Annotated in this window: 21 protein-coding genes and 2 pseudogenes; 8 read left to right on the top strand and 15 right to left on the bottom strand. The window is 71.2% G+C overall.

Annotation, left to right across the window (positions count from 1 at the left end):
* Positions 1-101: 101 nt before the first annotated feature.
* Both AA23TX_RS51050 and AA23TX_RS33790 read right to left on the bottom strand, forming a co-directional pair.
* Positions 102-428 (bottom strand): annotated as a pseudogene (locus AA23TX_RS51050) (TetR-like C-terminal domain-containing protein); the annotation flags it as partial.
* A gap of 187 nt (positions 429-615) precedes the next feature.
* On the bottom strand, positions 616-1,494 hold the full coding sequence (locus AA23TX_RS33790) for a LysR family transcriptional regulator (RefSeq protein ID WP_155546760.1): 879 nt from the start codon (positions 1,492-1,494) through the stop codon (positions 616-618).
* Positions 1,495-1,594: 100 nt separating this feature from the next.
* On the opposite strand from AA23TX_RS33790, the gene AA23TX_RS33785 reads away from it, so the two are divergent.
* Positions 1,595-2,437, top strand: coding sequence for a TIGR03620 family F420-dependent LLM class oxidoreductase (locus tag AA23TX_RS33785; protein ID WP_155546759.1), 843 nt, complete (start codon positions 1,595-1,597; stop codon positions 2,435-2,437).
* A gap of 125 nt (positions 2,438-2,562) precedes the next feature.
* Entirely contained in the window at positions 2,563-7,818 is a 5,256-nt protein-coding gene (locus tag AA23TX_RS33780) for an RHS repeat-associated core domain-containing protein (RefSeq protein ID WP_155546758.1), read from the top strand.
* Positions 7,819-7,883: 65 nt separating this feature from the next.
* Here the strand turns inward: AA23TX_RS33780 and AA23TX_RS33775 are convergent, their stop codons facing one another.
* Positions 7,884-9,092, bottom strand: a complete 1,209-nt coding sequence (locus AA23TX_RS33775; protein ID WP_155546757.1) for a PucR family transcriptional regulator — start codon at positions 9,090-9,092, stop codon at positions 7,884-7,886.
* Between the two features lie 105 nt (positions 9,093-9,197).
* On the opposite strand from AA23TX_RS33775, the gene AA23TX_RS33770 reads away from it, so the two are divergent.
* Entirely contained in the window at positions 9,198-9,974 is a 777-nt protein-coding gene (locus AA23TX_RS33770) for an SDR family NAD(P)-dependent oxidoreductase (RefSeq protein WP_155546756.1), read from the top strand.
* 2 nt (positions 9,975-9,976) lie between these two features.
* Here AA23TX_RS33770 and AA23TX_RS33765 read toward each other — a convergent pair whose 3' ends face one another.
* Together AA23TX_RS33765 and AA23TX_RS33760 are read right to left on the bottom strand one after the other, a co-directional pair.
* Entirely contained in the window at positions 9,977-10,822 is an 846-nt protein-coding gene (locus AA23TX_RS33765) for an alpha/beta fold hydrolase (RefSeq protein ID WP_155546755.1), read from the bottom strand.
* Between the two features lie 170 nt (positions 10,823-10,992).
* Positions 10,993-11,831: pseudogene (locus AA23TX_RS33760) on the bottom strand (helix-turn-helix transcriptional regulator).
* Positions 11,832-12,016: 185 nt separating this feature from the next.
* Between AA23TX_RS33760 and AA23TX_RS33755 the strand changes: the two are divergent.
* Positions 12,017-12,961, top strand: a complete 945-nt coding sequence (locus AA23TX_RS33755; RefSeq protein WP_155546754.1) for an SDR family oxidoreductase — start codon at positions 12,017-12,019, stop codon at positions 12,959-12,961.
* A 37-nt stretch (positions 12,962-12,998) separates the two neighbouring features.
* Here AA23TX_RS33755 and AA23TX_RS33750 read toward each other — a convergent pair whose 3' ends face one another.
* Positions 12,999-13,367, bottom strand: coding sequence for a MerR family transcriptional regulator (locus tag AA23TX_RS33750; RefSeq protein WP_155546753.1), 369 nt, complete (start codon positions 13,365-13,367; stop codon positions 12,999-13,001).
* Positions 13,368-13,422: 55 nt separating this feature from the next.
* On the opposite strand from AA23TX_RS33750, the gene AA23TX_RS33745 reads away from it, so the two are divergent.
* Entirely contained in the window at positions 13,423-14,568 is a 1,146-nt protein-coding gene (locus tag AA23TX_RS33745; RefSeq protein WP_155546752.1) for a serine hydrolase domain-containing protein, read from the top strand.
* 15 nt (positions 14,569-14,583) lie between these two features.
* Here AA23TX_RS33745 and AA23TX_RS33740 read toward each other — a convergent pair whose 3' ends face one another.
* Positions 14,584-15,066, bottom strand: coding sequence for a nuclear transport factor 2 family protein (locus AA23TX_RS33740; protein WP_155546751.1), 483 nt, complete (start codon positions 15,064-15,066; stop codon positions 14,584-14,586).
* Positions 15,063-16,076 carry an NADP-dependent oxidoreductase gene (locus AA23TX_RS33735; protein ID WP_196425653.1) on the bottom strand — a complete coding sequence of 338 codons (1,014 nt, stop codon included), beginning with the start codon at positions 16,074-16,076 and terminating at the stop codon, positions 15,063-15,065. The genes AA23TX_RS33740 and AA23TX_RS33735 overlap by 4 nt, the downstream gene beginning before the upstream one ends.
* Before the next feature lie 111 nt (positions 16,077-16,187).
* Between AA23TX_RS33735 and AA23TX_RS33730 the strand changes: the two genes are divergently transcribed.
* Positions 16,188-16,742: a TetR/AcrR family transcriptional regulator gene (locus AA23TX_RS33730; RefSeq protein ID WP_155546750.1), complete on the top strand. Its 555-nt coding sequence runs from the start codon at positions 16,188-16,190 to the stop codon at positions 16,740-16,742.
* Positions 16,743-16,751: 9 nt separating this feature from the next.
* Here the strand turns inward: AA23TX_RS33730 and AA23TX_RS33725 are convergent, their stop codons facing one another.
* From AA23TX_RS33725 to AA23TX_RS33710, 4 genes are read right to left on the bottom strand one after another with little or no spacing between them, the layout of a single operon-like run.
* Positions 16,752-18,026, bottom strand: a complete 1,275-nt coding sequence (locus tag AA23TX_RS33725) for an alpha/beta hydrolase family protein (RefSeq protein ID WP_155546749.1) — start codon at positions 18,024-18,026, stop codon at positions 16,752-16,754.
* Between the two features lie 26 nt (positions 18,027-18,052).
* Complete coding sequence (locus AA23TX_RS33720; protein WP_155546748.1) at positions 18,053-18,370, bottom strand: NIPSNAP family protein; 318 nt, start codon at positions 18,368-18,370, stop codon at positions 18,053-18,055.
* 27 nt (positions 18,371-18,397) lie between these two features.
* Positions 18,398-18,868: a DUF1772 domain-containing protein gene (locus tag AA23TX_RS33715; protein WP_155546747.1), complete on the bottom strand. Its 471-nt coding sequence runs from the start codon at positions 18,866-18,868 to the stop codon at positions 18,398-18,400.
* Positions 18,865-19,293, bottom strand: a complete 429-nt coding sequence (locus AA23TX_RS33710) for an ester cyclase (RefSeq protein WP_155546746.1) — start codon at positions 19,291-19,293, stop codon at positions 18,865-18,867. Before AA23TX_RS33710 ends, AA23TX_RS33715 begins: the two co-directional genes overlap by 4 nt.
* A 107-nt stretch (positions 19,294-19,400) precedes the next feature.
* On the opposite strand from AA23TX_RS33710, the gene AA23TX_RS33705 reads away from it, so the two are divergent.
* On the top strand, positions 19,401-19,988 hold the full coding sequence (locus AA23TX_RS33705; RefSeq protein ID WP_155546745.1) for a TetR/AcrR family transcriptional regulator: 588 nt from the start codon (positions 19,401-19,403) through the stop codon (positions 19,986-19,988).
* 80 nt (positions 19,989-20,068) lie between these two features.
* On the opposite strand, the gene AA23TX_RS33700 is transcribed toward AA23TX_RS33705, so the two are convergent.
* From AA23TX_RS33700 to AA23TX_RS33690, 3 genes are read right to left on the bottom strand one after another with little or no spacing between them, the layout of a single operon-like run.
* Positions 20,069-21,556: a long-chain-fatty-acid--CoA ligase gene (locus AA23TX_RS33700; RefSeq protein WP_155546744.1), complete on the bottom strand. Its 1,488-nt coding sequence runs from the start codon at positions 21,554-21,556 to the stop codon at positions 20,069-20,071.
* Entirely contained in the window at positions 21,553-22,527 is a 975-nt protein-coding gene (locus AA23TX_RS33695) for an NADP-dependent oxidoreductase (protein WP_155546743.1), read from the bottom strand. The genes AA23TX_RS33700 and AA23TX_RS33695 overlap by 4 nt, the downstream gene beginning before the upstream one ends.
* A complete protein-coding gene (locus tag AA23TX_RS33690) occupies positions 22,524-24,356 on the bottom strand; it encodes a flavin-containing monooxygenase (protein ID WP_155546742.1) in 1,833 nt (610 codons plus the stop codon). Before AA23TX_RS33690 ends, AA23TX_RS33695 begins: the two co-directional genes overlap by 4 nt.
* Positions 24,357-24,485: 129 nt before the next feature.
* On the opposite strand from AA23TX_RS33690, the gene AA23TX_RS33685 reads away from it, so the two are divergent.
* The gene (locus tag AA23TX_RS33685) at positions 24,486-25,376 is read left to right on the top strand and encodes an alpha/beta hydrolase (protein WP_155546741.1); all 891 of its coding nucleotides are present in this window, start codon (positions 24,486-24,488) and stop codon (positions 25,374-25,376) included.
* Positions 25,377-25,412 lie beyond the last annotated feature (36 nt).

Here is a 25,412-nt window from a genome sequence, read left to right as displayed (position 1 = left end):
CCGCTCGTCGCTCCTGAGAACGCTGCCTCCAGGGCCGCCTCGACCGCCCGCGTCAGCGTTTCCAGGTACCGGTCATCGATCGGTACCTCGAGCACGAGCATCCGGAAGGCCGGCGGTGCGATCAGCAGGTCGGTGCCCAGCTCGACTTCCCGGCCGGGCGGGAGCTCGCCGCGGTCGATCGCGGCCTGCGGGATCGCCCGGGCCGCCGCCCGGCGCGGCTCGGCCACTCCGGTCCGCAGCACCTCGGCGAGCGTCGCGTCGTGCTCGGCTTCGGCCAACAGCCCGGCTCCGATCCGGGTGATGCGCGGATCGGCCGGCTGAGCGCGGAAGGTGGCGAACAGCTCGCGCAGGTCGGTCCGCAGCGCACCGGTGTCCGGGGTGGGCGGCAGCGAGCCGGCGACCTTGTCCCGGATCAGGCCCGCGAGCATCGCTTGCTTCGACCGCCACCGCCGGTACAGCGCGGCTTTGCCGACCCCGGCGCGCCGGGGCCGGCGTCCAGGGCGGTGTCACTGTCTTGCTCTCGACCGGCTCCACAGAACACCTGGAAGCCGGCCGGACCTCTTGCGGTGACCGGCGGCGGCGAAGCGTGCCGCCACAGGGTGTTGCCGGTGTCCACTATGGACGGTGCGGGACCACTTCGTCGCGGAAGGCCGCCACCGCGCATTCGGCTGCGTTACCCGCATCCGCGGCGACGATGACGCCACCGGCGATCGTGATCGCCGGTTCGAGCGGGATCGCCCGGACACGAGTCGAGTGGATCTCGGCGACCTGGTCGGCGGACAGCACCGTCCAGCTCCGCGGATCCGAGCCGACTTCGACGATCGTGTCCTGGAGCGTGCCGACCGGCCGGCCGGTCGGCGGGCACAGGCCGGTGTCGCGCAGCGCCAGGACCACGGCGTCGTACAACGACGGGTCGTGCTCCCGGGCGGGTAAGCGCAGCGTGTCGCCGGCCAGCTCGGCCAAGCCGACGGGAGCGCCGTCCGCGGCCGGGTGCCGTCCGGACACCACCGCCAGCAGGTTCTCCTCCCAGGCCGGCAGTACCGTCAGCCCGGGTACGGAGCCCACGCCGCGGGTCAGCGCCAGGTCGAGGTCACCCTGCCGGAGAGCGTTGATCCGGGCTTCGACCGGCAGGTCGACCAGCACCACGTCGAACTCCGGCGCCCGCTCGCGCAGGGCGTCGATACCGCGTTCCAGACGGGCGGTCATGCCCGCGGCGGTGCCGATGCGCACCGTCGTCGGGACCTGCTTCGCCGCGATCTTCACCTGGCCGGCCGCGGCGAGCGTGGTGCGTGCCGCGTCGAGCACCCGCTGCCCGGCCTCGGTGAGCCGGACCCGGCGCGGCGACCGGTCGAACAGCCGGACCCCGAGTTCCCGCTCCAGCCGGGCGATCTGCTGGCTGACCGCGGGCTGCGCGATGTGCAGCCGCTCGGCGGCCCGGCCGAAGTGCAGCTCGTCGGCGACGGCGACGAAACAGCGCAGCGCCCGCAACTCCATGATTCCCCGCCTCGGACCGGACCTACGATAAGTTCAGCTTATCGCAGCACGTAGCGGTTGCTGCTGGTGGACGTGGCCGGCCGGTGCTGTAGTCGTGATCATGACCATCGAACTCGGGCCCCTCGGCGCCTACCTGACCGCTGCCGAGGCGACCGCGACGGACGCCGTCGCGCTGGAGGAAGCCGGCTACGGCGCGATCTGGCTGGCGGCGTCGCCGACCGCTGATCTCCTTTCGGCGGAGCGGCTGCTGGACGCCACGAACCGGATCGTGGTGGGCACCAGCGTGCTCAACGTGTGGCAGGCCGACGCGGAAACCGTCGCGGACTCCTACCACCGCATCGCGGCCGGGCACCCGGACCGGCTGCTCATCGGCATCGGCGCCGGCCACCGCGAAATCAACGCCGGCTACACGTCACCGGTGGCGAAGGTCGCCGGCTACCTGGACACCCTGACCGCGGCCGGTGTCCCCGCCGACCGCGTGCTGCTGGCCGCCCTCGGCCCCAAGATGCTCCGGCTGGCCGCCGAGCGCGCCGCGGGCACCCTCACGCTCCAGGTGACGCCCGAACACACCCGCCGCGCCCGGGAAGCCCTCGGCCCCACCAAGCTGGTGGTGCCCGGCCACGGCGTGGTGCTGGACGCCGACGCCGACCGGGCCCGGGAGACCGGCCGGGCCGGGCTGCGCCAGATCCTCGGCATCGCCAACTACGCCAACAACCTCCGGCGCATCGGCTACACCGACGACGATCTCACCGACCCGTTCAGCGACCGGTTGATCGACGTACTCGTGTTCCACGGCGAAGCGCCGGCCATCGCGGCCGGCATCCACACGGAAATCACGGCCGGGGCGAACCACGTGGGCCTGCACGCGGCGGGCGAAGACCCCATCGGTGTCCTGCGCGCAATCGCCGCAGCAGCGCGCGAACTCGAGGTGCTTCGGGCCTAGCTCAACGCCTGCCGGCGTGCGGCTGCGGGCCCGCTGGGCACGAACGCCTGGTTCCGGCGAACCGACTATTCGGACAACGCCGCAGTTCGGGCACACGGCAGTGGCCCCCCTGCTAGCGTGCCGACGTGAGCAACCCGTTGATCGCGCAGACCCAGGACTCGACGAAGGCCTACTCCGGCATCTCGCTCCTGGAATCCGCCAACGATCTCTCGGCCGCCATCAAGAGCGGCGACTGGGCCTCGGTGGCGATGGGCGCGGTCGGCACGGCGCTCGACGCCCTGTCGATGGCCATGGACCCGTTCGGCGCGATCCTCGCCGCCGGGGTCAGCTGGTTGATGGAGCACGTCGGCCCGCTCAAGGACGCCCTCAACGCGCTCACCGGCAACGCCGACGAAATCGCCGCCCAGTCCGAGACCTGGGCCAACGTCGCCAAAGAGCTCGGCAGCGTCTCCTCGGACCTGACCGACGCCATCAAGGCCGATCTGCAGTCGTGGTCCGGACCAGCCTCGGACACCTACCGGCAGCGCGGACAGGACGTCGCCACCACCCTGCAAGCCGCGCAGCAGGGCTGCGAAGGTGCTTCCAGCGGCGTCAAAACCGCCGGTGAGGTCGTGGCCGCGGTCCGCACCCTGGTGCGTGACATCATCTCCGAACTCGTCGGTCACCTGATCAGCTGGGCGCTGCAGGTCATCTTCACCCTCGGCATCGGCCTGACCTGGGTCGTCCCGCAGGTGATCACCGCGGTCGCGAAAACCGCGTCGAAGATCACCGACCTGGTCACCAAGCTCGTCAAGGCGTTGAAGGCCCTGGTGCCGCTGCTGAAGAGGGCCGGAACGCTGTTCGAGGACGCGGGCAAAGCGCTCAAGAACATCAAGGTCGGCAAGACCGCCCCGCCGCCCAAGGTCGGCGACATCACCGGAACCCCGAAGGCGCCACCGGGGAAAACCCCCGGTGGCGACGGCGGCGGCACCCCCAAGGACCACACACCGCCACCGGCGGCCAAGGGCGGCGACGACAGCACGTCGGCCTCGGGCGACCACAGCACCCCGAAGGACCACACGCCGCCGCCCGGCAAGACCGGTGGCGACGACTCCGTGAAGACGCCGGGCGACCACGGCACCCCGCCGCCACTCGCGAAGGGCGACCCGCCCGGAGGCGGCGGTGCCGGGACCAAGGGGCCGGCGAACACGCCGCCGCCCTCCCCCAAGCCGGACAACCCGCGCGACACCGCGGTCGGCAAGGACAACCTGGTCTGCAAGTCCGACCCGGTCGACGTGGTGCGCGGGGCCGTCGTGCTGGAGCAGGTGGACCTGCGCCTGCCCGACCCGCTCGTGCTGGAGCGGCTGCACCTCTCGACCTACCGCGCGGGGCAGTGGTTCGGTCCGGTCTGGACGTCCACCGTGGACCAGCGCCTCGAGTTCGACGAGCGCACCGCGACCTTCTACTGCGCCGACGGCACGATCCTCGTCTACCCGCTCCCCGCGGTCGGTTCCCCGGTACAGCCGGCGGAGGGTCCGCGCCGCCCGCTGAGCGTCGACGAAGACGGCACGTACTCGGTCACGGATCCCCTGCGGGGCACGGAGTTGCGGTTCGGCCGGCTTCCGGGCCGGGGCGGCGAGACTCTTCCGGTGTCGGCGATGATCGGCGCCGGACGCGACCGGGTCGACGTGGAGTACGACCGGTCCGGCGCACCGAAGCTCCTGAGGCACACGAGTGGCTACCTGGTCGAGCTCGACTCGGCCGCCGGGCGGATCACGGCGATCCGGGTGGTCGACCCGAAGAAGAACCTCACCGTGCTCGCCCGCACCTTCGGCTACGACGAACTCGGCCGCTTGACCCGCGTGATCAACTCCTCGGGCCTGGCCGAGACCTACGACTACGACGCGGACGGCCGGATCACCGGCTGGCAGGACCGCAACGGCGTCTGGTACCGCTACGTCTACGACGCCGAAGGCCGCTGCGTGCGGACCGTCGGCGACCGTGGGTTCTACGACGGCCAGTTCGCCTACGACCGCGAAAACCGCGTCACCACCTACACCGACTCTCTCGGCCACCGCACGGAATTCCACGTCAACGAAGCCGACCAGGTCGTGCGCGAGGTCGGCCCGCTCGGCGAGACGACGGTGTCCACTTGGGACCGCTACGACCGCCTCCTGTCCCGCACCGACGCGCTCGGCCGCACCACGGCGTTCGAGTACACCGCGGAGGGCCTGCTCACGACGATCGTGCGGCCGGACGGGACCCGCGCCGGAGTCGAGTCCGGAGCGGACGGTTCACTGACGCTCACGGTCACCAGCGGCGCCCGGACCCACCGGCGGGTGTACCCGGCCGGGACCGCACCCGACCTGCTCGCGGTGCGCTCCACGGCGGACGTCGAGTTCCGGCAGGACCGGCAGTGGCGCGCGGAGGTCGCGCCGGCCCCGGTCGAAGACCCGGTGGAGCGGGACCTGTTCGGCCGTCCGCGCGTGGTCACCGACGCCTCCGGGGCCCGGACCCGGCTCGACTGGACCGTCGAGGGCCGCCGCGCCCTCCGGATCGGGCCGACGGGCCGGCAGGACAAGTGGCGCTACGACCCCGAGGGCAACGTCGTCGAGCACGGCGGCGAACGCTACGAGTACGGTCCGTTCGACCTCACCGTCGCGAAGATCGACGCCACCGGAGCCCGGACCGCGTACGAGTACGACACCGAGCTGCGCCTGACGCGCGTGACGAACCCCGCGGGCCTGACCTGGTCCTACACCTACGACGCCGCCGGGCGCCCGGTCTCCGAGACCGACTTCGACGGCCGCGTGCTGCGCTTCGAGTACGACGGCGCCGGCCAGCTCGTGAAGTCGGTCGACGGCCTCGGCGCGGCCACGACGTTCACCTACGACGCCCTGGGCAACGTGGTCGAGCGCCACACCGCCGCGGGCGTGACCACCTACACCTACGACCCGGTCGGTTTCCTCGTGCGCGCCACCGAAGGCGACAGCGTGGTGGAGATCGAGCGTGACGAGTTCGGCCACGTCGTGCGGGAAACCGTCGACGGCCGCGCGATCGCGTACTCCTACGACGAGGCGAGCGTCCGGCGCCACACTCCGTCCGGAGTGGACAGTGCGTGGACCTACGACGCCGACGGCACCCCGGCGTCGCTGCTCGTCGCCGGGCAGGTGGTCTCGTTCCGTCACGACGAGGCCGGCCGGGAGATCGAGCGCACCACCGGCACCGGCGCCACGCTGACCCAGGCGTTCGACGCCGAGCACCAGCTGACGCGGCAGACCGTGACCGCGCGCGACACCGCCCGCGTGATCCAGCAGCGCGGCTACCTCTACCAGCCCGACGGCCGCCTCGTCGGCGTCGACGACGCCCTCTCCGGGCCGGTGCGGTTCCGGCTCGACCCGGCCGGTCGCGTCACCGACGTCGCCGCGCGAAGCGGAACCGAGAGCTACCGCTACGACGCGGCAGGCAACATCGTCCACGCGCAGCTGCCGGCCGCCGAGCTCGGACCGCGCGACTACACCGGCAACACGCTGGCCGCCGCGGGCCCGGTCCGGTTCGGCTACGACGCCCAGGGCCGCCTGACCACCCGCAGCGGCCCGAGCGGCACCTGGACCTACCACTGGGGTCCGCTCGACCGCCTCCTCGGCGTCCGGACGCCCCAGGGCGCCGAGTGGCGCTACCGCTACGACCCGTTCGGCCGCCGCACCGCGAAGCAGCGCCTGGCGCCCGACGGCAGCGTGGCCGAAGAGGTCACGTTCACCTGGAGCGGCCAGCTGCTCGTGGAGCAGGTGCACCGCGGCGCCGACGGCCGCGAGCTCGTGCTCACCTGGGACCACTACCCCGGCAGCACGCGCCCGGTCACGCAGACCGAGCACCTCGGCACCGGGGTGCGGTTCTTCTCGTTCGTCACCGACCAGATCGGCACGCCCGTCGACATGGTCGACGCCCACGGGGTCGTGGCCTGGCACGCCACCACGTCGCTGTGGGGCCGCGTGACGCCCGGTCGCCCGGGCAGCGTGTCGACGCCGCTGCGGTTCCCCGGCCAGTACGCCGACGACGAGACCGGCTTGCACTACAACGTCTTCCGCTACTACGACCCGGGCACCGGCCGCTACCTCAGCCAGGACCCGCTGGGGCTCAGCCCGGCGCCGAACCCGATCGCCTACGTGCCCAACCCGTTGTCCGAGGCCGACCCGCTCGGCCTCGGCTGCACCAGCAGCAAGCTGGCCGACGACACCGACACGCCCGCACCGCACCCGGCGCCGCCGCCGCACGCCAACGCCGGCAACGACGCCACCCACGTCCAGAATTCCAACCCGTCCCCGCAACCGCCACCACCGCCACCGCCTCCCCCGCCGCCCCCAGGGCACGGGGCCACCGGCGCGCCGCCACCACCTCCGCCGCCCCCGCCCCCGGGGCACGGGAACACCGGCGCGCCGCCGCCACCGCCACCGCCGCCTCCCCCTGGGCACGGGAACACCGGCGCGCCGCCACCTCCGCCCCCGCCTCCCCCTGGGCACGGGGCCACCGGCGCGCCGCCACCTCCGCCGCCCCCGCCTCCGCCCGGCCACGGCACGGGTACGCCCGGCGGCGACCACACCGGCGGCGGTCAATCGCACTCCGGTGGCAACCAGAACCAGCACACGCCCATCGACTACGAGCCCGCGGGCCCCGATCACCCTGGGAACAACCGGCCGGCGAACGACAACCGGCCGTTCGGGGACAAGTACGACGATTACCAGAACGAGCTGGGCATCGACGGGCCGCAGAAGACCCTGAAGATCCCGGACGACCCGAACGTCAAGCTGAACACCAAGATCGAAGACCTGCCGCCCGACGTGGCACACGGTTTCGGCCCGGCCGACCACGGCAAGACGGTCGGCCACTACATGGGCTACGACGCGGACACCGTCGCCGGGGAGTTCGGGCACAACAAGGCCCACGACGCTCTCGACCTCCAGGGCGGCGGCGGGTACAACCACCAGTCCGGCACGATCAACCTCGGTGCCGGCCAGCCGGACAAGACGCTGTACCACGAGATGGGCCACATCAAGCAGGACCAGCTCGGGTACAACGGCAGCAACACCAACCAGTCGGTCATCGAGTACCACAACGTGCTGCACCACGAGAACAAGTTCAACCTCAACGACCCGCCGCGGACCTCGTACACCCTCAACGACATCCCCGGCAACGCGAACAAGACGAAACACAGCTGGGAGGACTTCCAGAACGACGTCAACAACCTGCCCGCCGACCACCCGAAGAAGACGCAGACCCAGAACGCGGTCCAGGACATCGAGAACGTCCTGAACAACGACCCGCGTTACGCCGGACTCTCCGACCAGATCAAGAAGAACCTGGCCAACGAGTACTTCTGGGGCAAGCGGCAAGGGCGAGGCTGAGCGGCTGCGGCAGGACCACCGGTGCGCCGCCGCCGACGACGGCAAAGCGGGCCGACACGGCCGAGCTACCGACCGAGCGGGGTCTGACGATGCTCCGGCGCTTCCAGGGCGGTGAGCAGCAGGGACAGGTGCAACTGCAGCCGGTCGCCGCCGTCGTCCAGGTCGAGGCCCGTGATCGCGCGGATCTGGTCCAGGCGGTAGTACAACGACGTGCGGTGCAGGTGCAGGGCGTCCGCCGTCCGGCGGATCGAGCCGCCCGCCTCGAGGAACGCCCGGAGCGTCTCGAGCAGGCGGTCGGCCTTCTCGTGCTCGGCGAGCCGGGTGAACGCCGCCGGCAGCAGCCCCGGCTGCCCGGCGGGCAGTTGCAAGACCATGGCGTACGGACCGAGGTCCGCCCACCGCACCACCGCACCCGCGCCGGGGACGCGGCCGGCGCCCCGGACCGCCACCTCGGCCTGCCGGTACGACCGCCATGCCTCACCCAGGCCGGCCGCCGGGGCACCGATCCCGGCGAGGACCGCCCCGGGCACGTCGAGCAGCCGGCCGGCCCCGGCCGCCATCCGCTCGACGACGCCTCCGACGTCCGCGGTGGCCGCACCGGAAAAGAGCGCCGTGCCGTGGCCGTCGCGCACCGCGGTGCGCACCCGGTGGCGCTGCCGGAGCGCGGCCGACTCGAGGACGATGTGCAACGCGACGTCCGATTCGGCGTCCGGTAGCTCGCGATCTCGCACCCGCAGTGAGACGGCGACCACCGGGCCGTCCTCGGCCGGACCGCCGGCCAGCGCCTCCGCCCGGATACCGGCGTCCGGGTGCACCAGCCGCAGCAGGAAGTGCGCTTCCGCCGTCCGGTCCGCGGAGTGAGCGAGGGCGCGCCGGCGCATGACGGCAGCGGCCGTCCTGGACCGGTCCTGGATCTTCGCCAGCTCGCGCGGGGTGAGCGTGTGCTCGGCGTCGATGACCATGAGCAGCCCGAGCAGCTCGCCGCGCTCGCGCAGCGGCACGCACAGCCGATCGCGCATGCCCAGGTCCGCCCGGCCCGGCACGATGCCCGGCCCGGTCCAGCGGGCGACACCCTGGGCGAGCACGTGCGAACTGGCCTCCGGACCGGCATCGCGTTGCAGGACGGCACGCACGCGAAGCTCGTCCTCGTCGCCGAAGTGCCGGCTGGCGCACAGGATCCGGACCAGCGGGTCGTCGATGATCACCGACCGGCCCAGCTCCTCGGCCAGGTCGTCGATCAGCACCTGCAGCTCGTCCTCGTCCGTCACCCGCACCGTCCGACAATCTGTGGAACCACGAGCACCGAATGTACGACGGGACGCGGTTTCCGGCGCGCCACCGCCCGCCGAAGATGAGGACAACAGGTGAAGGGAGTTCTCATGGGTCGCCTCGACGGCCGGGTCGCCCTCGTCTTCGGCGCGGGCTCCAGCGGTGCCGGCCTGAGCAACGGCCAGGCCGCGGCGCTCGCCTACGCCCGAGCCGGGGCGAGGGTCGCCGCGATCGACATCGACACCGGAAGCGCCGCGCGGACCGCCGGGCTGATCACCGCCGAGGGCGGCACCGCCCTCGGCGTTCCGGCTGACGTGACCGACGAGGACGACGTCGTCCGCGCCCTCGAGACCGCCGCCGAGCTCGGCGCGCCGACGATCCTGCACAACAACGTCGGCGTCGCCGTGACCGGCGGCCTGGCCGGGCTGACGCGGCAGGCCTGGGACCGGGCGCTCGCACTCAACCTCACCGGAGTCTTCCTCACCTGCAAGCACACTCTGCCCCGGCTGCGCGCGGCCGGCGGCGGCGCGGTCGTGAACGTGTCGTCGCTGGCCGCGATCCGCCACACCGGCTACGACTACCCCGCCTACATGGCGGCCAAGGCCGCGGTCAACCAGCTCACCGTCGCCCTCGCCCTCACCCACGCCCGCGACGGCATCCGCGTCAACGCCGTCCTGCCCGGCCTCATCGACACCCCGCTGGTCGGACGCCAGCTCGACGCCGACCCCGGGGCGCGGGCCCGGCGGGACGCCGCCAGCCCGACCGGGCGCATGGGCACCCCGTGGGACGTGGCCAACGCCGCCGTGTTCCTGGCCTCCGACGAAGCCGCCTACGTCAACGGCGTCTGCTTGCCCGTCGACGGCGGCCTCAGCGCGCGAGCCTGCTGAGGTCACGGGCGGTCGAGAAACTCCTCGACCACGGTGTTGAACGCCTTCGGGTTCTCCAGGAACGGGAAGTGCGAGCTCGCGACGTCGTCGGAGAAGACGTGCAGTTCGGCGTCGGGAACCTGCTCGGCGATGAAGCGCTGCGACCCGACCGAGACGTGGCTCCCGTCGCAGGCCAGCACCAGGGTCGGCACGTCCAGCCTCGGCAGCACGTCCCGCCAGTCCTGCGCGCAGTGGTCCCACAGCAGCGGCACGCCGGCGTAGGCGGGAGTGGACCGGATTTCCTGCTCGACGAAAGCCCACACCGCCGGATCCGGCTCACCGGAGAACATGCTCCGCACGAAGTCCCGCCCGGCCGTTCCCCCCTGCGGGCCGTGCAGCGACTCGCCGAGCGCGACCAGCGCGCCGACGTCGAAGATCGCGCCCGAATCGGCCTGCTCCCCCGCGCTCATCCACGGCACCGCGGCGACGGCGGCCGGCTGGTCGACCGCGACGAACCGCCGGATCCGGCCGGTACCGTTCTGGTCGACGAAGCTCCACCACACCGACACGCCCATCGACCAGCCCAGCACGTCGGCCCGGTCGAGGCCGAGGTGGTCGAGCAGCTGCTCGGCGTCGCGCGCCAGCCGCGCGATCCGGTAGCCGTGGTGCGGCTTGGCCGACAGCCCGTGGCCGCGCTGATCGAGCGTCACCACCCTTCGCCGCGGCGCGAGCAGCTCGAACTGGTGCCGGAACATGGCCTGGGTCTGGCCCCAGCCGTGCAACATGACCAACGGCGCCGATCCGTCCTCGCCCGGGCCGCTGTCCCGGTAGGTCAGCTCCACACCGTCGTTCGTCGTGAACGTACCCATGACCGTTCTCCTGCCGCGCCGAAGGAAGTGCCACGCCGATCGTCCCCGGGCGCGTGCCGCCGGACCACCGAAGACTGACGGAGCCGCCGACCGCCGGATTCCACGTTTTGTCGGAACGGTTCGCGCGCCGCGGGCCGCCGACCGGTCGTGATCGGCCGCGGCGTCCACGCTCAGCGGAGCGTCTGTGCTCCGATGACGGACAGCACCTGCAGCTTTTCGTAGCTCTCGCTGCCGGGTGTGGCGGTGTAGACCATCAGCGAGTGGGCCTGGCCCGGGTCGACCAGCCGCTGGCAAGTCAGCTCCAACGCGCCGACCTCGGGGTGGTCGAAGTGCTTGACATCGTGGGGGCGGATCCCGATCTCGTGGTCCTCCCACACGCGCCGGAACTCCCCGCTGCACTCCAGGAGCAGGTCGGCCAGGTGCGCGGCCCGGGAACCGGGACCGCGGACGGTGACGAGCTCGCGCAGTCCCGAGGTGTACATCCGGGTGAGGAACGCGTGCTCTTCCGGTGCGTATATCCGCCGGGCATCGGGGTCGGTGAACCATCGGTACCCCGAGCTGCGCGCAGGCCCGGTGTAGCGCGTCGTGTCGCCGTGAGGGCGACCCCCATCGGGCTCTGCCGCAGCGTCTCGCCGAGCTCGGTGACGATCTCGGCGGGGGTGTCGTCCAGCCGGTCGAGCACCCGCAGGAGGCCGGGGCTGATGTGCTCGGCCGGCGCTCCCCTGGTCGGCGGGTTGTGCCCGGCGAGGCGGAAGAGGTGGTCGCGCTCGTCGAGCGACATGTGCAGCCCCTGGGCGATCGAGGCAAGCATCATGGGCGACGGCTGCGGACCACGTTCACGCTCCAAGCGGGAGTAGTAGTCGACCGACATGTGACACAGCGACGCGACCTCCTCGCGCCGTAGTCCGTTGGTCCGGCGCCGCGAACCGCGCGGCAGACCGACGTCCTCGGGCTGCAGCGCCTCCCGGCGGTTGCGGAGGAACTCCGCAAGCCCGGTGCGATCGATCACGACACTCCTCCTCTCCGACCTGCCTCGTTTCTACCGCCTGCCGGCCGAGGTAGCCACGGCCTGCCGATCCCCCCATCGGAACGGAGCGGCGGCCTGGCGAGCCGGTGATCGGGAAGTCCTGGATACGCCCGGGCGGCCCGCCGAGGATCGGTGCCACGGCCCGAACCTCGAAGGAGCAGAACCCCATGCCACGCAAGCAGATCGACATCACCATCCCCACCCTGTCCGGAAAGCGCGCCGTGATCACCGGCGCGAGCGACGGCATGGGCCTGGGCATGGCCACCCGCCTGGCCGCCGCCGGCGCGGAGGTGATCATGCCCGTCCGCAACCCGCGCAAGGGCGAGGCCGCGATCACCACGATCATGCGGGCCGTCCCGGGCGCGAAGGTCTCGTTGCGCAGCCTCGACCTGTCCTCGCTCGAATCCGTCGCCGCCCTGGGCGACACGCTGCGCGAGGAGGGCCACCCGATCCACCTCCTGATCAACAACGCCGGGGTGATGCAGCCGCCGCGGCGCCAGAGCACGGCGGACGGGTTCGAGCTGCAGTTCGGCACCAACCACCTGGGCCACTTCGCGCTGGTCGGCCACGTCCTGCCGCTGCTGCGCGCCGGCCACGCCCGGGTGACCTCGCAGATCAGCATCGCCGCCCGCCGCGGCACCATCAACTGGGACGACCTGAACTGGGAACGCGGCTACCACGGGATGCGTGCCTACAGCCAGTCGAAGATCGCGTTCGGGCTGTTCGGTCTGGAGCTGGACCGGCGCAGCAAGGCCATGGGGTGGGGCGTCAGCAGTAACCTCTCCCACCCCGGAGTCGCTCCCACCAGCCTGCTGGCCGCCCGTCCCGAAATCGGCCGGAACCAGGACACGCCCCAGGTCCGCCTGATCCGCACGCTCTCGGCCCGCGGCATCCTGATCGGCACTGTCGAGACCGCCAAGCTGCCCGCCCTCCTGGCGGCGACCGGCCCCGACGCCAAACCCGCCACCCTCTACGGCCCCAGCGGACCCGGCAACCTCGGCGGTCCTCCGGCCGAGCAGCGGCTCTACCCGCCACTGCGCAGCAGCGACGACGCCGAACGCCTCTGGCGGGTCTCCGAGGAGCTGACGAAGACCACTTTCCCGACCGCCTGACCTTCCCCCACCCCGATAACCGCCGGCCACCGCCGATTCAGCCGGCGTGCTTCCGAAGCTCGCTCAGGTAGGCGGCGATCGCGTCCCGGTTGCGGGCCAGGACGTCGATGCGCGTGCTCATCCTGACCCGCTCGCGTTCGAGCGCCGCCACCGTCTCCGCCGTGACGCCTTCGAAGACGATCGGATCGCGTGGTGAGGCGAGGCACGGCAGGACCGCGCGGATCACCTCCGTGGAAAGGCCCGCGTTCAGCAGTTCACGGATTTGCCGGACGCGGCCCAGGGCCGTCTCGTCGTAGTCGCGGTAGTTGTTCGATCCGCGCGTCGAGGTGATCAACCCCTTCGCTTCGTAGAACCGCACTTGGCGCGTCGAGGCGTCTGCTCGCGCGGCCACTTCACCGATACGCACCTCACAACGCTACCTCTTGACCTTGACGCTGGTGTCAAGGTTCGAGGCTGGCCGCATGAGTGAACCGAACGGAACCGTCAGCCCGGCCTTCGAACCCGTCCGCGATGTCGTGGCGGAACACCTTCGTCGCGGAACCGAGTGCGGCCTGTCCCTGGTCGTCGACGTGGACGGTGATCGGGTGGTGGACCTGTGGGGCGGTCATCGCGATGCGGCGCGCACCCGGCCGTGGCAGCGCGACACGATCACCAACGTGTGGTCGATCACGAAGACCGTGACCAGCCTGGCCGCCTTCCTGCTCGTCGACGCGGGCGAACTGGACGTCTCCGCGCCGGTCGCCCGCTACTGGCCCGAATTCGCCGCGCACGGCAAGGCACAGGTCGAGGTACGGCACCTGCTGTCCCACACCTCCGGCGTCTCCGGCCTCGACCATCCCGCACGGCTCGAGGATCTGTACGACCCGCGTGCGGCCGCGGCGCGCATGGCCGCTCAAGCGCCCTGGTGGCGCCCCGGTTCGGCGTCCGGCTACCACCTGCTGAACTACGGCCACCTGATCGGGGAGCTGGTGCATCGCCTGACCGGTCAGTCCTTGCGCGAATTCGTGCACCAGCACATCTGCGCACCCTTGGGCGCCGACTTCCAGCTCGGGTTGCGTGCGTCCGATGTGGACCGGGTTGCCGACGTCCTCCCGCCCGCGATCGATTTCGACCCGTCGGCCTTGGCCCGGGATACCGTCGCGTACAAGACTTTCACCGGCCCCGCCGTGAGCGCGGCCGCGGCCAACAGCCCGGCGTGGCGCGCGGCCGAACTGGGCGCGGCCAACGGGCACGGCAACGCGGCGTCGGTGGCCGAAATCCTGGCTCCCCTCGCGCGCTCCGGCGCTGCCGCCCACGGCCGCCTGCTCAAGCCCGGCACCACCGAACTCATCTTCGACCAGCAGTCCGACGGTACGGATCTCGTCAACGGCCTGCATGTGAAGTGGGGCCTCGGGTTCGCGCTGCCCGATCGGCGGACGCTCCCGTGGATCCCGGAAGGGCGCATCGCCTTCTGGGGTGGCTGGGGCGGTTCGATGATCATCCTGGATCTCGATCGGCACGTCACGATCAGCTACGTCATGAACAACATGGGCGCCGACGTCCTCGGCTCACCGCGCGCCGCGGCCTACACCACCGCGATCTACGACGCCCTCGACGCCCGGTCTTGATCCGCTCCCCGACCGCTACCAGGCGTTGTCCGTGCCGAGGAACAGCTCGGCGATCCGCCACTCGCCGCCGGCGTGATCGAGCCGGAAGGTGTAGAAGCCGGTGGCGATCACGCCCGAACTTCCGCCCGCGTTCGAGGTGAGCAGGAGATAGGCGTGCACCAGCGCGGTGCCGGCGTCCGCGCTGTGCACGACCACGTTGACCAGGTTGTGCCGTCGCTGGTCGGTCTCGGCGCCCATCGCGTCCCGTGCGAACTCGAGGATCGCCGGTCGTCCGACGACGGGTCCGAGGTCGTTCTCGCCGGCGATCTCGAACGTCCACGTGGCGTCTTCGGTCAGGACGGCTTCCAGGGCCGCCAAGTCCTGCTGGTCGAGGGCGAAGGCGTAGCGGGCCAGTGCCTGGTGGACGGCGAACTGCTCCGCCGGGTCGAGAGCCACCGACCCCGGACGGATCGCGGGGAGGTAGCGGCTTCCCCAGCCGGCGGCGGCTTTCGCGCTCATGCGACCGTCAGCACGATCTTGCCCCGCAGGTGTCCCTCGGCAGCTCGCTTGTGCGCTGCTTGGGCGTCCTCGAGGGAGAAGGTGCTGTCGATCGCCACGCGGATCGTGCCTTCTTCGTGCAGCCGCCCGAGTTCGGCGAGCTGCGCGCCGTTCGCGCGGACCTGGGTAGCGGTGACCGTGACCCCGAGCTTCGCGTTCTCCTCGTCGTCGAACTCGCCGAAGTACACCGGGTAGAGAGCCCCACCGCGCTTGAGGGTGCGCAGAAAGCGCCGGCTGTGCGGACCTCCGACGTTGTCCAGGACGAGGTCGAGGTCGCGGGCGACGTCTTCGGGCCGGTCTTGGGTGTAGTCGATGACTTCGTCGGCGCCGAGTTCGCGCAGGAAGTCCTGGTGGGCGCCCGAGGCCACGGCGATGACGCGGGCGCCCTGCCACTTGGCCAGCTGGAGGGCGAGGTGTCCCACGCCGCCGGCCGCGCCGTTGACGAGCACCGTCTTCCCGCTGTCGAGGGCCATCGGGCGGTGCTGGGCCTTCTGGAACGGCGAGGGGTGGTCGTGCCCGAGCTCGATCAGGAACTGCCACGCCGTCAGCCCCGACATGGCCAGGGCGGCGGCGTGCACGTGGTCGACGGCGGCCGGTTTGCGGGCGAGGTCGGACGCCGGGGCGGTGACGTACTCGGCGTAGGCGTCGCTTTGGAGCACCGCGGGGAAGCGCAGCAGCCCGAACACCTCGTCACCGGCCGCGAAGCCGTCGACACCCGCACCGACGGCTGCCACGACCCCCGAGACGTCGGTGCCCGGGATCAAGGGGAGTTCCATCGGCGGCTTCAGCTCGGCGGGCACGTCGGGCATGCCTTCCCTCGCGTACCAGTCGGGCGGGTTCAGCCCGGCCGCGTGCACGCGGATGAGCACCTCGCCCGGCCCCGCTTCGGGGACCGGCACGTCCTCGTACCGCAGTACCTCGGGCCCGCCGAACTCGTGCAGCCGGATCGCTTTCATGGTGTGTGCCGGCACGACACTCTCCTTCGTCTCTCGCGCGGTAAGCTAAGTGAACCAGGGATCCGTTTTTCCGGACCACTGATCCGAATATATGGTTCAGTGGTCCACTTAGTCAAGGGAGGGCCCATGCGGGCGGATGCCCAAGCCAACCGCGACCGCCTGCTCGTCGTCGCCGGCGCCGTCTTCGCCGAGCAGGGTGTCGAGGCGTCGATGCGGGACATCGCGCGCCGGGCCGGGGTCGGGCTGGCGACGCTGCTGCGGCACTTCCCGACCCGGGAGGCGTTGCTGGAGGCCCTGCTCCGGACGAGCTTCGACGAGTTGACGGCCCGGGCGGCCGAGGTCGAGGCCGCCGGCTCGCCTCGAGAGGCGCTGATGACGTGGGTGCGTGAGTTCGTCGGTTTCACCACGGACAACCACGGGGTGGTGACGTCGATGGTGAAGGCGATCGAGGAGCCCGAATCCGCGCTTCACGCTTCCTGCGTCGCCCTGCGTGCGGCTGGTGCCCGGATCCTCGGCAGCGCCCAGGCCGCGGACGTGGCGCGGCCCGATATCGATGGTGAAGATCTCTTCGCCCTGGTTTCGGCGTTCGCCTGGCTCGGCGACCAACCCGGGCACGAAGCGCGCGCCAAGCGGCTCTTCGACCTCGTGATGGGCGCGATCCTGACCGATCGGGCCGGCTGACGCCCGGCGCTACGCGTGGTTCGCCACCTGCCGGTCGAGCCAGTCGTAAACGATCTCCTCGCCGCCGGGATTGCCCATGTGGCGCAGCCCGCTGCGCGCGTGGATCTCCTTGCGCCCCCCGGACAGAGCCACCAGGACGCCGTCCTCGATCGGGAAGATCGAGTCCTCCATGCCGTTGAGGCAGAGCAGGAGGCTGGACGGCCGGTCCAGGATCCCGCTGTCCAGCAGGCTGAACTTCGATCCTCGCGCCCGGTAGTCCGCGACCGCGTTCTCCCCACGGAACCCGTGTTTCCAGGCCAGAGCCTCGACCAGCGCGAAGGGGTATTCCATCTGGTCTTGGTGATCGATCCAGTCCGGGTGGTACAGGTAGTGCGCTCCCCCGCCCTGACTGACCACTGCGAGCATTCGCTCCGCGTGGGTGTGGGCGAGCCGGAAGGCGTTGTAGCCGCCCGTGCTGATGCCTCGCGCGCAGATCTTGCCGGTGTCCGTGGCGTAGGTGCCGGCGTTGGCGTCGACCCAGTCGAGGACGCTGCTCATGAGGCGGTCCGTCGACTGCGGGTCATGAGCGGCGGCGGGGCAGTCGCCGGTTCCCGGAATCTCGAACGACACCGTCACGAAGCCTCGCTCGACGTGGGCCTGGGTGCGTGGCGTGTTGTCCGTCTTGTAGGCGTCCAGTCCGCAGATGAACAGCAGGACCGGCCGGCCACCAGGAGGCGGGGGCCCCTGCGGAACGCGCAGGTAGGCGCGGATGTCCGTGGTCGCGTCCCCCGCAGTGGGGTCCGCATGGGCGAAGGGGATGCTCACCGGGATGACGGGCGGATCGAGAAGCCGGCCGCCTTTCTCGTACGCGGCCTTGCCCAGTGACCACGCCTTCTCACCGTGCGCCGAGCGAATGATCGGGAAGCGGGAGATCCGGCAGACGGCAGCGGCGCGCAGGAAGAGCTCGCGAGCCTGTTCCTGACGTCCGGCGGACAGGTGCTTCTCGGCCTGGGCGACCAGATCTTCGGCCACGGGAAGGAACGGTGCCCCGTACTCGTCCGGTCGCGACAGGATGGCGGTGTCGTCGCCCGAGACGCGGACCAGCTCGGCGAAGATCGGGTCGAAGTCTTCGACGTTCCCGTCGAAGAAGGGATAGATGCCGGCGGCGGCGTTGGGGCGCCATTTGTTCGCCCAGAGCAGGGAAACGGCATCGTGGTGGTCGAAGTACGGATACCCGTTCTTCAGCCCCCGAGCGGCGGTCTGGACGTGGAACGGCGGGCAGGCAACCCGAGGGGAGCTACTCATCGTGCACCTTCTTCGGTTCGGGGTGGTCAGGACAGCGGCGACAGAGCGGCGGGGTCGAGCAGCACTTCCTCGACGTCGACGATGTTGCCGATGTCGAAGCCCCGCATGTCGGCCGCGAACTCGGGGCTGGCCATGTACGCGGCGGTGACTTCGCCGGGATCGGCGCCGTCGGGGTACGCGATCAGGGCGACCAGGCGGTGCGTATCGGCGTCGTGGTCGGTCCAGATCCCGTGCGTGGTGACGCCGAACGCGCGCAGGCTCGGGATGTGTCGCGGCCAGTGCACGGTCGCGTAGTCCTGGAGCGCTTCGGCCGTGCGGAGGGTGTAAAACCTGAGCTGGTACACGATCGTCGGATTCCTTTCGGTCCGGTGTCAGCTGATGAGGCTTACGCCCAGGGCGAGGACGGCCAGGCCCTGCAGGACGGCCCTGGGGACGATGATGCGGTCCCAGTTTCGTTGCCAGGTGCGGACGTCGGCGGGAGTTTCGTGGGCGTCGGCGGCCGCGGTGAGCCGCCGGTTGATGGGTGCGCTGATGCGCAGGTACAGCAGCACCCAGACCACCAGCAGCAGGAAAGCCGCTCCCGCGGTCACCGCCGCGGCCGGGTGGCCGGCCACCGCGGCGAGCACGGATGCGACGGCGGCCGCGATGACGCCGAGGATTCCGGGAACGGGCATCCGCCGGTCGCCGAACCGGTGCACGTTGCCCATGATCGCGGTGAGGGTGGTGTCGTCGACGTGCGCGAGTGCGGATCGTTGGACGAGCGCGCAGAAAGCGTCGGTGCCGTAGACGATCCCCGTGCTCAAGATCGCCAAGAGCGCGGCGAGGTGCGAGAGCAGTGTCATGCCTGGGCTCCGGCGGCGCCGAGCGGCGGCAGGGCGCCGATCTGCTGGAACATTTGCATCAGGTTCAGCTGGTCCCAGTGTTCGACGAACATGCCGTCCTGCACGCGCCAGATGTCGATACTGCGCATTTCGACGGATGCGCCGCTGGCCGGGATGCCCAGCAGGTCCCCGGTGTGGGTGCCGCGGTAGGTGAAGCGGCCCACGACGCGGTCACCGGAGACGATCAGGTCCTCCATCGTGACGGCCACGTCGGGCAGTCCGGTGAAGAACGCCGTCCAGAACTGGCGGTTGGCCTCGCGGCCGCCGGCGACGAAGTCGTTGTGGTTGACGTAGTCCTCGGCGATGAACCGGTCCACCAGGTCCGGGTCGTGGGTGTTGGTCATCTCGGCGAACAGCTCGGCGAGCCGGCGTCCAGGTGCGGTCATGTCGCTCTCCTCGTAGTGGTTAGCACTGCTAGTTCTAGCAACGCTAACCCCTCGGGCCGACCGCGTCAATAGCACTGCTAGGAAAGCTAGCGGTGCTACAGTCAGGCATGGCCACCCAAGACCGCCGCGGGCGCGAACACCCCGCCCGTCGCCGCCTCATCACGGCGACGGCGCGCACCCTGGCGGAGGGTGAGGGCTGGGATGCGGTCACCACCCGCAGGTTGTCGACCGAGATCGAGTGCAGCCAGCCGGTGCTGTACAAGCATTTCGGATCGATGGGAGACATCGTCGAAGCCGTCGCGCTGGAGGGCTTCGGCGAACTCGCCGAGGAGCTGCACGAGGCCCGCCACGGCGGCGCCGCGCCCGGCGACGACGTCGGCCGGGTCGCCACCGCGTTCCACGGCTTCGCCATGAAGAACCCCGCCCTCTACGACGCGATGTTCACCCGGGCCACCCGGCTGCGCTTCAGCGGGGAGAGCACCCCCGCGCCGCTGGCCGAAGCCTTCGGCGAGCTGCGCGATGCCGTCGCCGCCGTCGCCGAGCGCGACGTCGACACCCTCACCGAGGCCCTCTGGGCGGCACTGCACGGACTGGTCATGCTCGGGCGCAACGGCCGGCTGCGCCCGGGGTATGACGCCGACCGCGTCGAGCTGCTGGTCGCACAGTTCCGCGATGCCGGGTCCTCGGCCGGCTGATCTTCCGCAACGGGGTTGCGGACGACCCTCGCCCCGCCGTGTGCGCTTGCGGAGCCCCGGGCAGGGGAGATCTTCCCCGGCTACTCGACTTGCCCGAGCGGCGGTGGGCTGATCTCGCGCTTGAGGATCTTGCCGGTCGGGCCCTTCGGCAGCGCGGCGAGGAGCCAGATGCGGCGGGGGTACTTGTACGGCGCGACCTGGCTCTTGACGTAGGCCTGCAGGATCTCGGCCGTGGCGGTGGCTCCCGGCCGGAGCACGACGGCCGCGCCGACCTCCTCGCCGAGCGCGGGGTCGGCGATGCCGACCACCGCGGCCTCGAGCACGGCGGGATGCTCGTAGAGGACCTCCTCGATCTCGCGCGGATAGACGTTGTACCCGCCGCGGATGATGAGCTCCTTCTTGCGATCGACGATGAACAGGTATCCCTCGTCGTCCCTCCGGGCCAGGTCGCCGGTGCGGAACCAGCCGTCCGGGATCGCCTCGGCGGTCGCGTCCGGACGGCGCCAGTAACGCTTCATCACGTTGTGGCCGCGGATGGCGATCTCGCCGACTTCGCCGTCCGGCACGTCGGCGCCGGTGTCGTCGACCACGCGGATCCGCACGCCGCGGATCGGGGTGCCGATGGAGCCGGGCTTGCGTCGGCGATCGGGGTGGTTGAACGCGGCGACCGGGGAGGTTTCGGACAGGCCGTAACCCTCCAGGATCGTGCACTCGAACTTCTTCTCGAACGCGTGCAGCACCTCCACCGGCAGCGCGGCCCCGCCGGAGACGCAGACCCGCAGCGCGTCGAAGCGGGGCGTGCCGGCCGCGGCGTCGGCGGCGGCGAGCAGGGCCACGTACATGGCCGGCACGCCTTCGAAGACCGTCACCCGGTGCTGGGCGAGCACGCCGAGCACCGAATCGGGGGTGAACCGCGGGACGAGGGTCAAGCAGGCGCCGGCGCCCACCGCGGCGTTGAGGCCGCAGGTCTGGCCGAAAGAATGGAACAGCGGGAGCCCGCCGAAGACGACGTCGTCCGGCCCGAGCCGGAACAGGTCGCCGGCCGCGGCCTCGGCGTTGGTGGCCAGGTTGGCGTGGGTCAGCTCCGCGCCCTTGGGCCGGCCGGTGGTGCCGGAGGTGTAGAGGATGACCGCGGTGTCGGACGGCTTCCGGTCGCGGACGCCGCGCTCCGCAGGCACCGGCAGGGCGGTGCCGAAGCCGTCCTCGACGACTGCGCGGTCGATGCCGGCCAGGGCCGCGCCGGCGCACCCCTCCCCCGCGAAGATCATCCGCGCCTGCGAGTCGCCGAGGTAGTAGGTGACCTCTCGTTCCTTCAACAGCGGATTCATCGGTACGACGACGGCGCCGGCGCGCAGGATCGCGTAGTACACGACGGCGAACTCGGGCACATTGGGCAGCATCACGGCGATCCGGTCGCCCGGCCGCACCCCGCGGGCGTCGAGCATGGCGGCGACGGCGGCGCTGCGGCGGTCGAGGTCGGCGTAGGTGAGGACGGTGTCGTGCAGGCGGACCGCGGGGTCTCCGGGGAATGCGTCCGCGCTGCGCACGAGGGTGCCGGCGAGGTTCACTGCGGACCTCCGTCGGCGCGCGGGCGCGGCTCGTCGACGTCGGCGGCGGTGATGATCAGCTTGCCGCCCTTGGGAGTGCCGTGGCGTTCGAGTTCGCTGAGCGCCGGGATCGCGGCGGCGAGCGACACGGTCCGGGCGATCGGAATCCGCAGCTGTCCCCGCGCGGCCAGATGTGCCACCTCGTCGAGGTCCTCGGGGCTGGGCCGGCCCATCATCAGGCGATACGGTCCCGGCAGGGCACTCCTCACGAGCTTCGACGGCGTGGGGACGATGTCGAGGATGCGGCCACCGGGCTTCAGCAGCGTCCGCGCGGCTGTGGCCGAGAGCGTGCCGGGGGTGTCGAGGACCAGGTCGAATCGTCCTTCGAGCCGCGCCGGGTCGAAACCGAACTCGACGACCGGGGTGATGCCGAGTTCGCGCGCCTCGTCCACGGCGGTGGCCCGGCAGCTGCCTCCCACCGACGCGCCGGACATCAACGCGATCTGGGCCGCCGCCCGGCCCACGCCGCCGAGGCAGCCGTTGACGAAGACCGCCTGCCCGGCTCGCAGCTTGCCCCGGCCGAGGACCGCCTGGAACGCGGTGATCCCGACGACCGGGAGGGCCGCGGCCTGTTCGAAGGAGAGCTCGGCCGGCTTGCGGACCACCGCCTTCTCGTCGGCGATGACCATCTCGGCGAACGCGCCCGCCCCCTTCAGGCTCGTCCCGCCGAGCACCGCGTCGCCGACCCGCACCCGGGTCACGCCCGCACCGACGGCCGCCACGACACCGGAGAAGTCGTTGCCGATCCCTCGCGGGAAGCTGCGGCCGGTCATGAGGCGCATCTCGCCGTTGCGCATCTTCCAGTCCATCGCGTTGGCGGCCGCGGCCTTCACCCGCACCAGAATTTCGCCGCGACCCGGCCGGGCCGGCTCGAAGTCCTCCAGCCGCAGGACTTCCGGGCCGCCGTACCGGTGATATTGGAGGCGCTTCACAGCGCGGCCTTGGTGATGGTGACGTCGCGATCCACGCCCGTGGCGGCCCACTCCCGCACCACTGCGAGGTAACCGAGGGGCCCAGGGCCGTACTGGCCGCCCAGCACGGTCGGTTTCGGGTCGTCGAGCCTGCCCTCGTTGTTGTAATAGCTCGGGGTGCATTCCGCGTCGTACCGCGTGCGGTCGACGTGCACCCGGGCCAGCTCGTCGGCCCAGCGCTGCTCGGCCTCGGCCGTGACCTCGGCGACGGCGACGCCGGCCCGCAGGAAACGGGCCGTCAGCGCCGCGACGTGCTCGGCCTGGCGGGAGGTGACGTGCGGGAAGTTGATCGAGATGGCGGCCTGCTCGATGCCGCCGAGGAGGAAGAAGTTCGGGAAGCGGCTGGTCATCATGCCGTGCAGGCTGCGCATCCCGTGCCGCCAGTGCTCGGCCAGTGACACCCCGTCCCGCCCGATCAGCTGGTACCCGCCCGCTTCGTAGGTGTAGGCGCCGGAGTCGAACCCCGTGGAATAGATGATCAGATCGACCTGGTACTCGACGCCGTCGACCACGACTCCGTGTTCGGTGATGTGGTCCACCCCGCGGCCGTCGGTGTCGACCAGGGTGACGTTGTCGTTGTTGAAGGCCGGGTAGTAGTCGTCGCTGAACAGCGGGCGCTTGCAGAAATAGTCGTACCAGGGCTGCAGCGATGTCGCCGTACCCGGATCACGGACGATCTCGGTCACCCGCGCCCGGATCTCCTCCATCTTTTCGAAGTCGACGGCCTGCATCGCGGCGAAGTCCGGCGCTCCGCCCGGGCCGCCGGAGGCCGCCGCCACCGCGACCCGCCGGGCCATCCGGGTGGCCTCGTCGTCGACCAGGTCCGCCACGGGCCGGCCCGACATGAGCTCGACGAAGTTGTCCATGCGCTTGCGCTGCCAACCGGGCTCCAGATCGCGGTACCAGTCCGGATCGGTCGGCCGGTTGTCGCGGGCGTTGACGATCGCCGGGGTGCGCTGGAAGACGTACACCTGCTTCGCGCTCGGGGCCAGGCGCGGCAGGATCTGGACGCTGCTCGCGCCGGTGCCGATCAGCGCGACCCGCTGGTCCGCCAGCTTGTCCAGGCCGCCGTTCCAGTCGCCGCCGGTGACCCGGTAGTCCCACCGGCTGGAGTGGAAGGCCTTCCCCCGGAAGCTCTCGATCCCCTTGATGCCCGGCAGCTTGGGCCGGTTCAACGGGCCCGTCCCGACCATCACGAACCGCGCGTGCAGCACATCCCCCCGATCGGTGGAGACCACCCACCGGGACAGCTGCTCGTTCCAGACGACCTGGGTGAACGTCGTCCCGAGCAAGGCCCGCGAGTAGAGGTCGTAGTGACGTCCGATCGCCCGCGCGTGCTCGAGCATCTCCGGGCCACCGGCGTACTTCTCGCTCGGCACCGTCCCGATCTCTTCGAGCAACGGCATGTAGACGTAGGACTCCATGTCGCAGCGCACACCCGGATACCGGTTCCAGTACCAGACGCCACCGAAGTCACCGGCCTGGTCCACGATCAAGAAGTCACGCACCCCGGCCTCGTCCAGCCGCGCCGCCATCGTCAGGCCGGCCCAGCCCCCGCCGAGAACAAGGGCTTCCACCTCGGCGAACCGAGCTTCACGAGGCTGACCTCCGGGGCTCGACTCCAGATACGGATCGGCCGCGAACTTCTCGTAGTCCCCGCTGACGTCCAGGTACTGCTTGGTGCCGTCCGGCCGCAGCCGCTTCTCCCGCTCCTGGCGGTACTTCCGCCGCAGCCGCGCGGGATCGAATTCGGTGGAAACCCTCCGGCCACTGCCCGTGGTGCCGTTCATGGCGGTCCCTCTCCTCGCGTTGTCTCGGCGTGACATCACCGTAGCACTTGATGTCGCGACGTGACATCGTGCTAGTTTGATGTCGCGGCGTGACATCCGCCACCTCGACGCGAAAAGGCAGGTCAGCACATGAGCAAGGCACAACGTGCGCAGGTCGACGCGATCCTGCGACAGCCCCGGCCCGCACCGCGGAACCTGGAAGAGATGCGCGCCGGCTACGCCGCGACGCAAGCCCAGATGGCCGTTTCGGACGGGATCCGCACCTCCGAGACGACGCTCGGCGACCGCCGCGCCCTCCTCGTCGAGCCCACCGAACGCGCCCGCCCGGGAACGATCCTGTACTTCCACGGCGGCGCCTGGAGCCTCGGCTCGCCGGAGACGGCGCTGCCGCTGACCAGCGCCCTCGTGAGCCGTACGGGGGCACGGGCCCTGTCCGTGGACTATCGGCTGGCTCCGGAGAACCCGTACCCGGCGGCGGTCGACGACGGCGCGAACGCCTACCACGCCCTGCTGAAGAACGGCGAAGACCCCGCACGCATCGCGCTGGTCGGCGACTCGGCCGGCGGCTCACTGGCCGTCACGACCGCGCTGCGGGCACGGGAATCCGGCCTGCCCGCCCCCGCCGCGGTCGTCGCCTTCTCCGGCTGCTTCGACCTGACCCTCAGCGGCGAGAGCATGGACACCAAGGGGGAAACCGACCCGATCTTCACCCGGGAGATGCTCGGACCACTGGCCGGCATGTACTGCGCCGGCCAGGATCCGCGGCACCCGCACCTGAGCCCCGCTCTGTCCGCGGACCTCACCGGCTTCCCGGCGATGCTGCTGCAAGCCGGCACCAACGAAGTCCTCCTCGACGACTCGGCACGCCTGGCGGCCCGAGCGATCGACGCCGGCGTGGACGCCGTCCTCGACGTCACCGCCGAGGTTCCCCACGTCTTCCAATCCTTCGCCGGCATCCTCGACGAAGCCGGCCAGGCCATCGACCGCGCGGCACTGTTCCTGTCCCAGCACCTCCGCTGAGATGCTCCTATGGATCGTCAAGCCAGGAGGGCGTGT

Origin of the sequence: Amycolatopsis camponoti (genome assembly GCF_902497555.1) — a bacterium.
In the GTDB taxonomy this organism is placed as follows: domain Bacteria; phylum Actinomycetota; class Actinomycetes; order Mycobacteriales; family Pseudonocardiaceae; genus Amycolatopsis; species Amycolatopsis camponoti.
The sequence above is the reverse complement of the archived record's forward strand: the minus strand, read 5'-3'. Positions and strand labels throughout refer to the sequence as shown.

Coding starts and splice junctions, on each gene's coding strand:
- AA23TX_RS33790 (WP_155546760.1), bottom strand. CDS start 1,494: ATGGAGTTGCGGGCGCTGCGCTGTTTCGTCGCCGTCGCCGACGAGCTG.
- AA23TX_RS33785 (WP_155546759.1), top strand. CDS start 1,595: ATGACCATCGAACTCGGGCCCCTCGGCGCCTACCTGACCGCTGCCGAG.
- AA23TX_RS33770 (WP_155546756.1), top strand. CDS start 9,198: ATGGGTCGCCTCGACGGCCGGGTCGCCCTCGTCTTCGGCGCGGGCTCC.
- AA23TX_RS33765 (WP_155546755.1), bottom strand. CDS start 10,822: ATGGGTACGTTCACGACGAACGACGGTGTGGAGCTGACCTACCGGGAC.
- AA23TX_RS33755 (WP_155546754.1), top strand. CDS start 12,017: ATGCCACGCAAGCAGATCGACATCACCATCCCCACCCTGTCCGGAAAG.
- AA23TX_RS33745 (WP_155546752.1), top strand. CDS start 13,423: ATGAGTGAACCGAACGGAACCGTCAGCCCGGCCTTCGAACCCGTCCGC.
- AA23TX_RS33740 (WP_155546751.1), bottom strand. CDS start 15,066: ATGAGCGCGAAAGCCGCCGCCGGCTGGGGAAGCCGCTACCTCCCCGCG.
- AA23TX_RS33730 (WP_155546750.1), top strand. CDS start 16,188: ATGCGGGCGGATGCCCAAGCCAACCGCGACCGCCTGCTCGTCGTCGCC.
- AA23TX_RS33725 (WP_155546749.1), bottom strand. CDS start 18,026: ATGAGTAGCTCCCCTCGGGTTGCCTGCCCGCCGTTCCACGTCCAGACC.
- AA23TX_RS33715 (WP_155546747.1), bottom strand. CDS start 18,868: ATGACACTGCTCTCGCACCTCGCCGCGCTCTTGGCGATCTTGAGCACG.
- AA23TX_RS33710 (WP_155546746.1), bottom strand. CDS start 19,293: ATGACCGCACCTGGACGCCGGCTCGCCGAGCTGTTCGCCGAGATGACC.
- AA23TX_RS33705 (WP_155546745.1), top strand. CDS start 19,401: ATGGCCACCCAAGACCGCCGCGGGCGCGAACACCCCGCCCGTCGCCGC.
- AA23TX_RS33690 (WP_155546742.1), bottom strand. CDS start 24,356: ATGAACGGCACCACGGGCAGTGGCCGGAGGGTTTCCACCGAATTCGAT.
- AA23TX_RS33685 (WP_155546741.1), top strand. CDS start 24,486: ATGAGCAAGGCACAACGTGCGCAGGTCGACGCGATCCTGCGACAGCCC.